General features: G+C 74.3%; 14 protein-coding genes. 6 read left to right on the forward strand and 8 right to left on the reverse strand.

The genetic code is table 11. The features are described 5' to 3' along the window. Positions 1-104: 104 nt before the first annotated feature. The gene (locus LCD33_RS16400) at positions 105-1,595 is read right to left on the reverse strand and encodes a leucyl aminopeptidase (protein WP_224955295.1); all 1,491 of its coding nucleotides are present in this window, start codon (positions 1,593-1,595) and stop codon (positions 105-107) included. Between the two features lie 402 nt (positions 1,596-1,997). On the opposite strand from LCD33_RS16400, the gene LCD33_RS16405 reads away from it, so the two are divergent. Further along, positions 1,998-3,278, forward strand: coding sequence for an APC family permease (locus LCD33_RS16405; protein WP_224955296.1), 1,281 nt, complete (start codon positions 1,998-2,000; stop codon positions 3,276-3,278). Between the two features lie 7 nt (positions 3,279-3,285). Beyond that, positions 3,286-3,951 (forward strand): DUF402 domain-containing protein, encoded by a 666-nt coding sequence (locus tag LCD33_RS16410; protein WP_224955297.1) that lies wholly within the window; start codon positions 3,286-3,288, stop codon positions 3,949-3,951. A gap of 9 nt (positions 3,952-3,960) precedes the next feature. Here LCD33_RS16410 and LCD33_RS16415 read toward each other — a convergent pair whose 3' ends face one another. Continuing rightward, on the reverse strand, positions 3,961-4,257 hold the full coding sequence (locus LCD33_RS16415) for a hypothetical protein (protein ID WP_224955298.1): 297 nt from the start codon (positions 4,255-4,257) through the stop codon (positions 3,961-3,963). A gap of 145 nt (positions 4,258-4,402) precedes the next feature. Between LCD33_RS16415 and LCD33_RS16420 the strand changes: the two genes are divergently transcribed. The 3 genes from LCD33_RS16420 to LCD33_RS16430 all read left to right on the forward strand — a co-directional run bounded on the left by LCD33_RS16420 (position 4,403) and on the right by LCD33_RS16430 (position 7,001). Then, positions 4,403-5,503, forward strand: coding sequence for a branched-chain amino acid aminotransferase (locus tag LCD33_RS16420; protein WP_224955299.1), 1,101 nt, complete (start codon positions 4,403-4,405; stop codon positions 5,501-5,503). A gap of 126 nt (positions 5,504-5,629) precedes the next feature. After that, positions 5,630-6,709 (forward strand): exo-alpha-sialidase, encoded by a 1,080-nt coding sequence (locus tag LCD33_RS16425; RefSeq protein WP_224978011.1) that lies wholly within the window; start codon positions 5,630-5,632, stop codon positions 6,707-6,709. Positions 6,710-6,719: 10 nt separating this feature from the next. Beyond that, the gene (locus LCD33_RS16430; RefSeq protein WP_224955301.1) at positions 6,720-7,001 is read left to right on the forward strand and encodes a MoaD/ThiS family protein; all 282 of its coding nucleotides are present in this window, start codon (positions 6,720-6,722) and stop codon (positions 6,999-7,001) included. A 4-nt stretch (positions 7,002-7,005) separates the two neighbouring features. On the opposite strand, the gene cobS is transcribed toward LCD33_RS16430, so the two are convergent. From cobS to LCD33_RS16455, 5 genes are all read right to left on the reverse strand, one after another. Next, entirely contained in the window at positions 7,006-7,740 is a 735-nt protein-coding gene (gene cobS / locus LCD33_RS16435) for an adenosylcobinamide-GDP ribazoletransferase (protein ID WP_224978012.1), read from the reverse strand. A 25-nt stretch (positions 7,741-7,765) separates the two neighbouring features. After that, positions 7,766-8,872: a nicotinate-nucleotide--dimethylbenzimidazole phosphoribosyltransferase gene (cobT, locus tag LCD33_RS16440; protein ID WP_224978013.1), complete on the reverse strand. Its 1,107-nt coding sequence runs from the start codon at positions 8,870-8,872 to the stop codon at positions 7,766-7,768. A gap of 28 nt (positions 8,873-8,900) precedes the next feature. Beyond that, the gene (locus tag LCD33_RS16445; protein WP_224955304.1) at positions 8,901-9,455 is read right to left on the reverse strand and encodes a bifunctional adenosylcobinamide kinase/adenosylcobinamide-phosphate guanylyltransferase; all 555 of its coding nucleotides are present in this window, start codon (positions 9,453-9,455) and stop codon (positions 8,901-8,903) included. Between the two features lie 80 nt (positions 9,456-9,535). Then, on the reverse strand, positions 9,536-10,519 hold the full coding sequence (locus LCD33_RS16450; RefSeq protein ID WP_224955305.1) for an aldo/keto reductase family protein: 984 nt from the start codon (positions 10,517-10,519) through the stop codon (positions 9,536-9,538). A gap of 90 nt (positions 10,520-10,609) precedes the next feature. Beyond that, positions 10,610-11,248 carry a DUF3043 domain-containing protein gene (locus LCD33_RS16455; protein WP_224955306.1) on the reverse strand — a complete coding sequence of 213 codons (639 nt, stop codon included), beginning with the start codon at positions 11,246-11,248 and terminating at the stop codon, positions 10,610-10,612. 248 nt (positions 11,249-11,496) lie between these two features. Between LCD33_RS16455 and LCD33_RS16460 the strand changes: the two genes are divergently transcribed. Then, positions 11,497-11,859, forward strand: a complete 363-nt coding sequence (locus LCD33_RS16460) for an iron-sulfur cluster assembly accessory protein (RefSeq protein WP_224955307.1) — start codon at positions 11,497-11,499, stop codon at positions 11,857-11,859. A gap of 54 nt (positions 11,860-11,913) precedes the next feature. Here LCD33_RS16460 and LCD33_RS16465 read toward each other — a convergent pair whose 3' ends face one another. Beyond that, positions 11,914-12,129, reverse strand: a complete 216-nt coding sequence (locus LCD33_RS16465; protein WP_224955308.1) for an RNA-binding S4 domain-containing protein — start codon at positions 12,127-12,129, stop codon at positions 11,914-11,916. Positions 12,130-12,178: the final 49 nt, after the last annotated feature.

A 12,178-nucleotide genomic window follows, 5' to 3' on the forward strand; every position in this document is an offset into this window, starting at 1 on the left:
CGGGGGGCCCCCCCCGCCCCCGCGCCCCCCCGCGGCCCCCCCCGGGGGGGCGCCCGCCCCCCCCCCCCCCGCGCCCCCGGGGCGCCCCGTCCGGGAGTCCTTCGTCAGCCGTTCTCGGCGATGTCGGCGAGCACCGCCGCGATCGTGCGCACCGGAACACCGGTGCCGCCCTTCGCGGTGTAGCCGTGCGGCGAGTTCGTGTTGTACGCCGGGCCGGCCACGTCGATGTGCGCCCACGGCAGCCCGTCGCGGACGAACTCCTTCAGGAACAGGCCCGCGGTGAGCATGCCGCCCCAGCGGTGCCCGGCCACGTTCGCCAGGTCGGCGAGCTTCGAGTCCAGGTCGCCGCGCAGCTCCTCGGGCAGCGGCATCGGCCAGGCGCCCTCACCGGTGGCCTGCGAGAGCTTCGCGACGCGGTCGCGGAAGTCCTCGTCGCCCATCACGGCGGGGGTGCGCTTGCCCAGCGCCACCACCTGCGCGCCGGTCAGCGTGGAGGTCTCGATCAGGTAGTCCGGCTCGTCCTCGCCCGCGCGCACGATCGCGTCGGCCAGGATCAGCCTGCCCTCGGCGTCGGTGTTGAGGACCTCGACCGTCTTGCCGCCGTACATGCTCAGCACGTCGCCGGGCCGGTACGCGGTGCCGGAGGGCATGTTCTCCACCATCGGCACGGTGGCGGTCACGTCCAGCGGGTAGTTCAGCTTCGAGACCAGCACCATCGTGGCGATCACCGCGGCGGCGCCGGACATGTCCGAGGTCATCTCGTCCATCGAGGCGGCCGGCTTCAGCGAGATGCCGCCGGTGTCGAAGGTGACGCCCTTGCCGACCAGCGCGACCTTCTTCGCCGCCTTCGGGCCCTTGTGCCGCAGCCGGACCAGGCGCGGCGGGCGGCTCGAACCGGCGCCGACGCCGAGGATGCCGCCGTAGCCGCCCTTGCGCAGGGCCGCCTCGTCGAGCACCTCGACCTCCAGCCCCGCGGACCGGGCCAGCTCGCTCGCCCGGTCGGCGAAGGACCCCGGGTACAGGTCGTTCGGCGGGGTGTTGATCAGGTCCCGGGCGATGGTGACGGACTCGCCGATGGCGGTGCCGCCCTTGAGCGCGTGCTTGGCGGCGTCGTCCTTCGCGTCCGGCACGACCAGGTCGACCTGGTTCACCGGGTCGTCGCCCGGCTCGGACTTGTACTTGCGGAACGAGTAGGCGCCCAGCACGGTGCCCTGCACCGCGGCGCCCAGGTCCAGCGCGCCCAGCGTGGTCGCGGCGTGCGCGACACCGCTCAGCGCGCGGGCCGCGGCACCGGCGGCGCGGCGCACCTGCTCGCCGGTGGGGGAGTCGCCGGTGACCTTGCCGAGCCCGACGGCCAGCAGCACGTCCGCGCGCAGCCCGGAACCCGCGGGCAGCTTCACGACCTCCTCGGCCTTGCCGCTGGCGCCGAGGGTCGCGAGCACCTTCGCCAGGTCGCCGTCGAAGGCCGCGGCCACCTCCTCGCCGCCCGGTGCGATCTCCGGGCCGTCCGCACCGGCGATGGTGCCGATGACCAGGACGTCCGCGGTGAGTTTCGCGGCTTTGGTGTCGGTGAGGGCGAGTTTCGGCGTGCTCACGTGTGTTTCCTCCGGGCGGTGTCGCCGTCGATGGGGATCTCGGACGTAGGGACTGTCCCCGGCGGGCCTGACCTGGTCGGAGGCCGTCCCGCGACCGCCACTGTAGATCGGGCGGGCCGCGGTGGGTCCGACAGGCGGTCGCGGTGCGACCGGCCGCGCCGTAGGTCCGAGCTTAGCGCTGCGCCGATCATCGCCAGCGGTTTTCCCGCGCGGGAGCGCGTCGGCGCGGTCCGGTGGGAAAGCGCACCGGGACGGGCCGGTGCCGGTGCGTAGGCTGGGCCGCCGCGGACCCGGGCGCGACCGGCCGCGCGGCGCCCGCCGGGCCGCCGCCGCGGGCGTGCCCGGTCGGCGTCGACCGGCAGGCGGCTGCCGGTGGGGACCGCGTTCTGCAAAGGTGGACGAGTGGGGCAACAGGTCGCGGAGCAGCAGGCGGCAACCGGTGCGGGTCCCGCCGCGGGCGGACCTCGGCGGTCGCTCGGATCGGCGCTGCCGCTGGCGCTCGGCGGCATGCTCGGCGCAGGCCTGTTCGTCGGCATCGCCCCCGCCACCCTCGCCGCCGGGCGGCTGGTGCCGCTCGCGATCCCGCTGGTGCTGGTGGCGGTCGCGTGCTGCGCGCTGGCCTCGGCGCACCAGTCCGCCAGCTACCGCGGCCCCGGCGCCGGCTACGCGTGCATCCGGGCGCGGCTCGGCGTGCTGCCCGCGCGGTTCGGTGCCGCCACCGCGCTCGCCGGGCAGGTCGCCGCCCTGGCCGCGGTCGCGGAGGTCATCGTCCAGCACGCGATGCCCGCCGCGCCGCCCGCGATCGCCGCGGCGATCGTGCTGTTCGTCGTGCTGGCGGCCACCGCGGGGCTGCGCATCCGCGGCGCCGCGGCCTGGGTGTGGCTGCTGCTCGCGCTGGTCGTGGTGGGGCTGGTCGTGGCGGTGTGCTTCGCGATCGAACCGCCCGCGGGCCTACCGGTCGGTCCGCCGCGGGGCGACGGGGCCATCGGCATCACCGGCGCGGCCGGGGTGCTGTTCTTCGGCTTCCTCGGCTTCGAGCGGCTCACCGCCCCGGCCCACGAGCAGGACCGCTACCGCGGCAAGGTCGTGAAGTGGGCCGTGATCGCCGCGCTGGTGGTGACCGGCGCGGCGGTGCTGCTGCTGTCGACGGCGCTGCTGCACCAGCTCGGCCCGGCCCGGCTCGCGCTGTCCGGGCAGCCGGTGCTCGACGCGATGGACGCGGCCGCGGGCGGCGGGTTGCGGCCGCTGGTCGGCACCGCGGTGGGGTTGGCGCTGTTCCCGGTGCTGCTGGGGATCCTCGAATCGCTGCGCTCCACGGCGCTCGCCGTCCAGCGCGACCAGGACCTGCCCGCGGTGCTCGGCCGGACGAGCCGCGCGGGCACCCCGTACCTGCTGGACCTGTGCGCGGGCGTCGCCGCCGCGGTGGTGGCGCTGCTGGTGCAGCCGGTCGCCGCGATGGCCTTCGCCTCCTGCTGCCTGCTGGTGCACCACGCGCTGGCCAACGCCGCCGCGCGGGTGCTGCTCGCGGACGACCAGGTGTGGCGGATGCGGTCCGCGTGCCTGGGGATGGGATTGGCCGTGATCCTGGCCATGAGCATGCCCGTCCATGCGATGCTCGGAACTCTCGTGGTGGTCATCGCGGGTCCGCTGCTGGCGGGCCTGGTCTCTCGGCGCTGGAGTTGAGGTCGGCATGCTCGAACGCGGTCCCGAACGTGGTGCTCGGCCGGACCCCGCGGACCGGTGGGAGCCCGGCTCGGACATCCTCTACCGCTTCTGGCGCCTCGACGGTTCGCTCGGCACCGTGCACCCGGCGCGGGTGGTCGACGATCGGCCGGACCGGTTGCTGTGCTGGGTGCTGCCGGGAACGCCGATCCGCATCACCACCTCGCCGGACGGGCGCACCCCGCGGGAGCTGCCGCTGCACGAGCGGTTCTCCGGCACCCGGGTGCCCGCGCTGTCGGTGTGGCGCACGACGGCCACGCTGCGGTTGGTGTTCGCCGAGCAGTGGTCCTCGGTGTGGTGGTTCTTCGAAGCCGACGGCAGCTTCCGCAACTGGTACGTGAACCTGGAGGTGCCGCTGGGGCGGGACGCCACCGGCGTCAACCGGGTGGACGGGGTGCTCGACCTGGAGGTGTTCCCCGGCGGGAAGTGGTCGTGGAAGGACGAGGACGAGCTCGCCTCCGCGCTGGCCGCCGGCCGCATCGACCAGCGGCGGCTCGACCGGCTGCGCGCGGAGGGGGAGCGGATGGCGGACCTCGCCGAACGGGAGCTGTTCCCGTTCGACGGCAGCCACTGCGACGCCCGGCCCGATCCCGGGTGGGCGCTGCCCTCGCTGCCCGCCGAGCTGGTGCGCTGAACCCGCCGGTCAGGCCAGCGCGAGGAAGAAGAACAGGCCGAACACGGCGGTGAGCGCCGCCAACCCGCCGACCTGGCCACCGCGCAGGTCCTTCGGGAACAGCGTCTTGTGCTTGCCGTACCACCAGAAGCCCCACCAGGCGACGCCCGCGCCGCCGACGATCGCGCCGAACCAGCCCAGCCAGGCGTACCCCCACAGCACGAGCAGCCCGCCGCCCAGCGGCAGCAGCAGGCCGAGCGCGGCCGCGAGCGTGTCCTGCTGGACCGTCGTCGGTCCCGTCACCGGCAGGTTCTCCTGGTCACCCATGGCCTCATCATAGAGGTCCGAACGGATCACCGGTACGTCTCCGGGAAGACCGCCTGGAACGGGTTCGGGCAGCCTCCGACACTAGGAGGACCGACCGATGCCACACCGGTTTCCACTGTTCCGAGGCGCGCGATACGGTACGGGCATGACAGAACTCTCGTTCTCCCGGATTCCCAGTTCGCATCCCGCCACCGAGGCGCACCGCGCGGACGTACTGGCGAATCCCGGCTTCGGGAAGTTCTTCACCGACCACATGGCGACGGTGCGGTACTCCACCGAGCGCGGCTGGTACGACGCGAAGGTCGAGGCCTACCACCCGCTGCAGCTCGACCCGGCGACGACGGTGCTGCACTACGCGCAGGCGATCTTCGAGGGGCTGAAGGCCTACCGGCAGCCCGACGGCGCGATCTCCGCGTTCCGCCCGGAGCAGAACGCGCGCCGGTTCCAGCGCTCGGCGCAGCGCATCGCGATGCCGGAGCTGCCGGAGCAGGTGTTCCTGGACTCGCTGCGCGAGCTCGTCGACGTCGACCGCGCCTGGGTGCCGGAAGCGGGGGAGAGCTCGCTGTACCTGCGGCCGTTCATGATCTCCACCGAGGTCAGCCTCGGCGTGAACCGCCCGGCCAGCGAGTACCTGTACCTGGTGCTCGCCTCGCCCGCCGGCTCCTACTTCTCCGGTGGCGTCAAGCCGGTCACGGTGTGGCTGGGCCACGAGTACGTGCGGGCCGCGCCCGGCGGAACCGGGGCGGCGAAGTTCGCGGGCAACTACGCGGCCTCGTTCGCCGCGCAGGCGCAGGCCGTGGAGAACGGCTGCGACCAGGTGGTGTGGCTGGACGCGGTGGAGCGGCGCGCCGTCGAGGAGATGGGCGGGATGAACCTGTTCTTCGTCTTCGGCTCCGGCGCGGACGCCCGGCTGGTCACCCCGGAGCTGTCCGGCAGCCTGCTGCCCGGCGTCACCCGGTCCTCGGTGCTGGAGCTCGGCGCCGACCTGGGCCTGGCCGTCGAGGAGCGGCGGATCACCACCGACGAGTGGGAGAAGCGCGCCCGCTCCGGTGAGCTCACCGAGGTGTTCGCCTGCGGCACCGCCGCGGTGATCACCCCCGTCGGGCACGTGAAGCACCAGGACGGCGAGTTCACCGTCGCCGACGGCAAGGCCGGTGCGGTGACGATGAAGCTGCGCGAGCGGCTCACCGCCATCCAGCAGGGCACCGCGCCCGACCGGCACGGCTGGATGGTCCCGCTCGCCTGACCGAACCCCCTGCTCGGTGCCCCCTCGTCCCGGCGAAATCGAGGGGGCGCCTTGCTTTCGGCCCGGGCGGGTTGTCGGTGCCCCGGCGTAGCTTCCGGTGACGTGGACCACGTCAAGGGGGCGAAGATGTCGAACCGAGTGCTCCTGCTGATCGGCACCCGCAAGGGATTGTGGCTGGCGCACCGCCACCGCGGGGACTGGGAAGTCACCGGGCCACACCTGCCGATGGCGGAGATCTACGCCGTCGCCGCCGACACCCGCGGTGCGCCCCGGCTGCTCGTCGGCGCCTCCAGCACGCACTTCGGGCCGAGCGTGGTCACCAGCGACGACCTCGGCGCCACCTGGCAGGAACCGGAGGTGGCGCCGATCGCGTTCCCCGCCGACACCGGGGTCGCGCTGGAACGGGTGTGGCAGCTCGCGCCGGGTCCCGCCGACCACCCGGAGGTCGTGCACGCGGGCGGTGAGCCGTCCGCGCTGTTCCGATCCGAAGACCGCGGGCGGACGTTCCAGCTGGTCCGCGGGCTGTGGGGCCACCCGCACCGGGAGCGCTGGGAGCCCGGGTTCGGCGGGCAGGCGGTGCACACCGTGCTCGCGCACCCGCACGACCCGGACCGGGTGGTGGTGGCGATGTCGGCGGGCGGCGTCTACCGCACCGAGGACGGCGGGGACAGCTGGCAGGCGAGCAACCGGGGCATCAGGGCGTACTTCCTGCCGGACGAGTACCCCGAGTTCGGCCAGTGCGTGCACAAGATCGCCCAGCACCCCGCGGAGCCGGAGCGGTTCTTCCTGCAGAACCACCACGGCGTGTACCGCAGCGACGACGGGGCGGCGAGCTGGCGCTCCATCGCCGACGGGCTGCCCAGCGACTTCGGCTTCCCGATCGTGACCCACCCGCACCGCCCGGACGTGGTGTTCGGGTTCCCGCTGACCGCCGACGCGACGCGCTACCCGCCGGGCGGGCGCTGCCGCGTGTACCGCAGCGAGGACGCGGGGGAGACCTGGACCGGGCTGTCCGAGGGGTTGCCCGACCGGTTCTGGTCCGCGGTGATGCGCGATGCGCTGTGCACCGACGACGCCGACCCGGCCGGGGTGTACTTCGGCTCCCGCAGCGGCGAGGTGTACGCGGGCAGCGACGACGGGGACCGCTGGGAGCGGATCGCCGCGCACCTGCCCGACGTGCTCTCGCTGCGCGCGATGAGCTGGTGAGGTGGTGGCGGTGCGGGTGACGTTGGTGCTGCCGCTGCTGCTGCGCGAGCACGCGGGCGGGCGGCAGCGGCTGGAGGTCGAACCGGGGGAGGCCACGCTGGCGGGGGTGCTGGACGTGGTCGCGGCCCGGCACCCGGCGCTGGAGCGGCGGCTGCGGGACGAGAGCCGCGGGCTGCGGCGCCACGTCAACTTCTACCTCGACGGGGAGGAATGCCGGTGGCTGGACGGCGCCGGATCGGAGGTGCGGGACGGGACCGAGGTCCGCGTCATCCCCTCGGTCGCCGGTGGTTGACGCGTCAGCCGAGCACGGAGACCGCCAGCACCAGGGTGGTGGTGAGCTCGGCGCCCGCCCCGAGCACGTCGCCGGTGATGCCGCCGAAGCGCCGCCGCACGTGCGCGGTGAACCCGAGCAGCACCACGCAGGCCAGCAGCACCGCGGCCGCCCCCGACCAGGACGCCGCGAGCGCGCCCCCGGCCAGCAGCCCGGCCCACCAGCAGGCGACCAGCCACCACGGCTGGGTCCCCGCGACCAGCGGGCCCATGCCCTCCGGTCGCGCGGCCGGCAACCCGCGGCGGCAGCAGAGCACGAACGCACCCCGGCCCGCCGCGCACGCCAGCACTACCACCGCCCAGCGCCCGGACGCGGCGAGCTCGGCGAGCGCCGCCGCCTGCACGCCCACCGCGATGATCAGCGCGACCACCGCGAACGGGCCGGCGCCGCCGTCGCGCATCACCGCCAGCGCCCGCTCCGGCGGGCCGTAGCAGCCGAGGCCGTCGACGGTGTCGGCCAGCCCGTCCACGTGCATGCCCCGGGTGACCAGCACCAGCGCCGCCACGGTGAGCAGCCCGGCCAGCAGTCCCGGCGCGCCGAGCGCCGTCAGCGCCCACAGCAGCACCGCGCCGAACCCGCCGACCAGCGCGCCCACCAGCGGGGCGAGCGCGATGGCCTGGCGGCAGGCGCGGTCGTCGACCTCGCGGGCGGGCAGCGGCAGCACCGTCAGCCAGGACACCGCCAGCAGCAGCCCGTTCATCGGGCCGCGGCCGTTCCGGGGCAGGTCACAGCTCCTGGTCCTCCGGGTCGGGGCCGATGGCCTCGGCGGAGGTGGGGCCGCCGACGCCCGCCTCGCCGAACGTCGCCATCTCGGCCAGCACGCGCACCGCGGCCGACAGCACCGGCAGCGCGGTGACGGCCCCGGAGCCCTCCCCGAGGCGCATCTCCAGGTCGAGGATCGGGCTCAGGTCGAGGTGTTCGAGCACCAGCGTCCCGCCCGGCTCGGCGGTGCGGTGCCCCGCCAGCCACCACTGGCGGGCACTGGGCGTGAGTTCCTCGGCGACCATCGCGGCGGCGCCGACGACGACGCCGTCCAGCAGCACCGGCGTCCGGCGCACCGCGGCCTGCGCGAGGAACCCGGCGAGCGCGGCGATGTCCGCGCCGCCGCTGGTGCGCAGCAGCGCCACCGGGTCGTCGAGCACCGGGCGGGCCCGGCGCAGCGCGTCCCGGATCGCGGCGGTCTTGCGCATCCACGCGTTGTCGTCGATCCCGGTGCCGCGCCCGACCACCGCCACCGGCTCGATGCCGGTGAGCGCGGCGATGAGCACCGCGGCCGGGGTGGTGTTGCCGATGCCCATGTCACCGGCGATGAGCAGGTCCGCGCCGGAATCGATCTCCTCGTCGGCGACGGCCTTGCCCAGTTCGACCGCGTCCCGCGCCTCGTCCGCGGTGAGCGCGTCCTCGCGGTCGATGGCCCCGGAACCGCGGCGGATCTTGCGCCCGGACACCGCGGGCGGGGTGTCGGCGTTCACCGCCACGTCCAGCACGCGCACGGTGGCGCCGTTCGCCCTGGCCAGCGCGTTCACCGCGGCACCGCCGTCGAGGAAGTTGCGCACCATCTGGCCGGTGACCTCGGCGGGATAGGCGGACACGCCGTGCTCGGCGACGCCGTGGTCCCCGGCGAAGATCACCACCCGGGCGCGTTCGAAGGGGCGCGGCGGGCAACTGCCCTGACGTCCCGCGACCCACACCCCGAGCTCTTCCAGCCTGCCGAGCGAACCGGCCGGTTTGGTCAGCTGCTCCTGCCGGGCCACCGCTTGCCGCCGCGCCTGCTCGTCCGGCGGCGGCACGGCGCCGAACCGGACCGGGGTGTTCTCGGGTGCGGTGGACAAGGGTTACCTCCGGGGTAGGGGCGGGTGGTCAGCGCAACCGGAGCGGGACTCCCGCGACGAGCAGCAGCACTGCGTCGCAGCGGTCGGCGAGCCGCGCGTTGAGCTCGCCGAGCCGGTCGCGGAAAAGTCTTCCAGAACTCGTGGCGGGCACGATTCCGAGCCCGACCTCCGCGGACACCAGCACCAGCCGGGCCGCGCAGCCCGCGACGGCCTCGACGAGCGCGGTGCAGCGGGCCGCGACCGCGTCGAGCGCCGCCGGGTCGCGGTCCCAGGCGCCCGCGTCGTCGAGCACCCCGGTCAGCCAGGTCGCGAGGTCGTCCACCAGCAGCGCGGGGCCGTCCGCGGGAGCGCCGCGCAGCAGTTCCAGCAGCGTCGCGGGGTCGCCGGCTTCGGCGGTCGTCCAGGTCGCAGGCCTGCGGACGACGTGCGCGGCGATCCGCTCGGTCCACTCGGCGTCGCCGGGGTCGTGCCGGGAGGTCGCGACGTAGGTGACGGGCTCCTCGGCGCCGAGCAGGCCCTCCGCGTGCGCGGACTTCCCGGAGCGGGCCCCGCCGAGCACCAGGGTGCGTGCGGACGCGGCCACCGGTGCACCTCCTGCGATCGGGTGAACGACTGCGGGAACCGTACCCGGGCCCGCGGTGCGCCGGGCCGGCCCGGGTCCGCTCAGGAGCGGGTTTCCCGCGGGTCCGCGGTGACCAGGTCGCCGAGCACCTCGTCGATGCGGTCCAGCACGTCCGCGCCGAGCTCCACGCCGGAGGCCGCGACGTTGTCGGCGACCTGCTCGGGCCGGGACGCGCCGACGATCGCCGCCGACACGTTCGGGTTCTGCAGCACCCACGCGATGGCGAGCTGCGCGGTGGACAGGCCCAGGTCGGAGGCGACCGGCTGCAGCCGCTGGACCGCGGAGAGCACGTCGTCCCGCATCCACCGCGAGATCATCTTCGCGCCGCCGCCCTCGTCGGTGGCGCGGGAGCCCGCGGGCGGCTGCTGCCCCGGCAGGTACTTGCCGGTGAGCACGCCCTGCGCGATCGGGGAGAACACGATCTGCCCGATTCCTTCGCGCTCGCTGACCGGCACCACCTGGGATTCGATGACGCGCCACAGCATCGAGTACTCCGGCTGGTTAGAGATCAGCGGCACCGACAGCTCGCGGGCCAGCTCGGCGCCGCGGGTGAGCTGCTCGGCGGACCACTCGGAGACGCCGATGTAGAGCGCCTTGCCCTGCCGCACCAGGTCGGCGAAGGCGGTCATCGTCTCCTCCAGCGGCACCGACGGGTCGAACCGGTGGGCCTGGTAGAGGTCGACGTAGTCGGTCTGCAACCGGCGCAGCGAGGCATTGCAGGACTCGATGATGTGCTTGCGACCGAGACCGCGATCGTTGGGGCCCTCACCGGTGGGGAAGTAGACCTTCGTGAAGATCTCCAGCCCTTCCCGGCGCTGCCCGGCCAGCGCCCGGCCGAGCACCGATTCGGCGCGGGTCCGGGCGTAGACGTCGGCGGTGTCGAAGGTGGTGATGCCCGCGTCGAGGGCGGCCCGCACGCAGGCGTGCGCGGCGTCCTCCTCGACCTGGGAGCCGTGGGTGAGCCAGTTGCCGTACGCGATCTCGCTGATGGACAGACCGCTGTTGCCGAGGCGTCGAAACTCCATGCCCGGACCCTATGCCGCGCGCGGACCCGGCGGCATCCGGCGGAATGCGGGGCGATCGAGGTCCGCCGCGGCGTCCAGCGGGAGCCGGGATCAGCCGATCTTGTGGAAGTCCTTCGGGGTGAGCCGCGGCCGCGGCACGCGCAGCCTGCGCAGCTGCATGGCCCGGGTGAACGCGTACCAGCCCAGCGACAGCGGCCGCTCGGTGGCGTCCGGGAACTTCGCGCGCACCCGCTTGTTCACGGCGCGGCCCAGCAGCGTGCCCTCGAACAGCATCGTCAGCAGCAGCACCAGGCACACCAGGGTGGCGTACTGCTGCACGAGCACGTTCTGCACGAGCGTGGTCACGAACACGACCAGCACCAGCGGCATGAACATGCCCATCATGTGCCTGCGGGTGTCGACGATGTCGCGCACGTACGCGCGCACGGGCCCGCGGTCGCGCGGCATCAGGTAGCGGTCGTCGCCGGCCATCATGCGCTCGCGGCGTTCCCGCGCGGCCTTGCGGCGCTCGTCCTTGTTGCCGCGGGCGCGCTTCATCGCCTCGCGCTGCGTCTTCGGCGGCGGCGCGACCGGGCCGCGGCGGCGGGTCTCGGCCTCGCGCCGCTTCGGCGTGGGACGGCCCTTGCCGGGAGTGCGGTCGCGGGCGGGTTCCGGCGCGACCTGGGCGCTCTCGGTGGAAGCGTCGTCGGTCGCGGTCTGCTCAGCGCTGCTGCGGCGAAGGAACCTCACCCCTCCAGGGTATTCGACGCCACTCGGCCGGGCGCACGTGACCGCGTGTTCGGGGAAGCGCCGGGCCGGACGCGTGCGGGTGCGAGGACGTTCACGTGGTTCCGCGCGCGGTCTGTGCCACCATGGAGGCTGGTAGACCAACACGACTCGCCTCCCGAGTCGCCCCTCCCCGGCGGGGAATACCTCGGGTCGGCGCCGACGTTGGACGTCACGCCGGAAGCGGACGAGCGAGACCTCTAGGGAGAGTCATGACCGCCCAGACGACGACTGAGAGCGAGGCGCCCTCGCACGGTGTCACCCTGACCGACTCCGCGGCGCAGAAGGCGAAGGCGCTGCTGGAGCAGGAGGGCCGCGATGACATGCACCTGCGCATCGCCGTCCAGCCCGGTGGCTGCGCCGGCCTGCGCTACCAGCTGTTCTTCGACGAGCGCTCGCTGGACGGCGACGCGCGGCGCGGCTTCGAGGGCCTCGACGTGGTCGTCGACCGGATGAGCGCCCCGTACGTGGAGGGCGCGGTGATCGACTTCGTGGACACCATCGAGAAGCAGGGCTTCACGATCGACAACCCGAACGCGGGCGGCTCCTGCGCCTGCGGCGACTCGTTCCACTGACCCGAACTCCGAACGGCCCGGCTCCCGCGCAGGAGCCGGGCCGTTCGCGTGCCGTCAGGGGGTCACGACGACCCGCACCTCCTCGTCGCCGAGGGCGACCAGGTCTCCCGGGGCGAGCTGGCGGCCGCGCCGGGTCTCGACCTCGTCGTTGACCAGCACCTCGCCCTCTTCCAGCAGGGCCTTCGCGTCGGCGCCGTGCTCGGCGAGGCCCGCCAGCTTCAGCAGCTGGCCCAGCCGGATGGTGCCTTCCCGGATCTCCACATCGCGCATGCCCGCATTCTCCGCCGGGGGCGCGGTGCGGTTCGCGGCCACCGGTCGC

The sequence above is a fragment of the Saccharopolyspora sp. 7B genome, assembly GCF_020177435.1.
Classification (GTDB): Bacteria; Actinomycetota; Actinomycetes; order Mycobacteriales; family Pseudonocardiaceae; genus Saccharopolyspora_C; species Saccharopolyspora_C gregorii.

Excerpts from the sequence above, each read along its gene's own strand:
- LCD33_RS16410 (WP_224955297.1), top strand. The coding sequence starts at position 3,286 with ATGCTCGAACGCGGTCCCGAACGTGGTGCTCGGCCGGACCCCGCGGAC.
- LCD33_RS16415 (WP_224955298.1), bottom strand. The coding sequence starts at position 4,257 with ATGGGTGACCAGGAGAACCTGCCGGTGACGGGACCGACGACGGTCCAG.
- LCD33_RS16420 (WP_224955299.1), top strand. The coding sequence starts at position 4,403 with ATGACAGAACTCTCGTTCTCCCGGATTCCCAGTTCGCATCCCGCCACC.
- LCD33_RS16425 (WP_224978011.1), top strand. The coding sequence starts at position 5,630 with ATGTCGAACCGAGTGCTCCTGCTGATCGGCACCCGCAAGGGATTGTGG.
- cobS (WP_224978012.1), bottom strand. The coding sequence starts at position 7,740 with ATGAACGGGCTGCTGCTGGCGGTGTCCTGGCTGACGGTGCTGCCGCTG.
- LCD33_RS16450 (WP_224955305.1), bottom strand. The coding sequence starts at position 10,519 with ATGGAGTTTCGACGCCTCGGCAACAGCGGTCTGTCCATCAGCGAGATC.
- LCD33_RS16460 (WP_224955307.1), top strand. The coding sequence starts at position 11,497 with ATGACCGCCCAGACGACGACTGAGAGCGAGGCGCCCTCGCACGGTGTC.
- LCD33_RS16465 (WP_224955308.1), bottom strand. The coding sequence starts at position 12,129 with ATGCGCGATGTGGAGATCCGGGAAGGCACCATCCGGCTGGGCCAGCTG.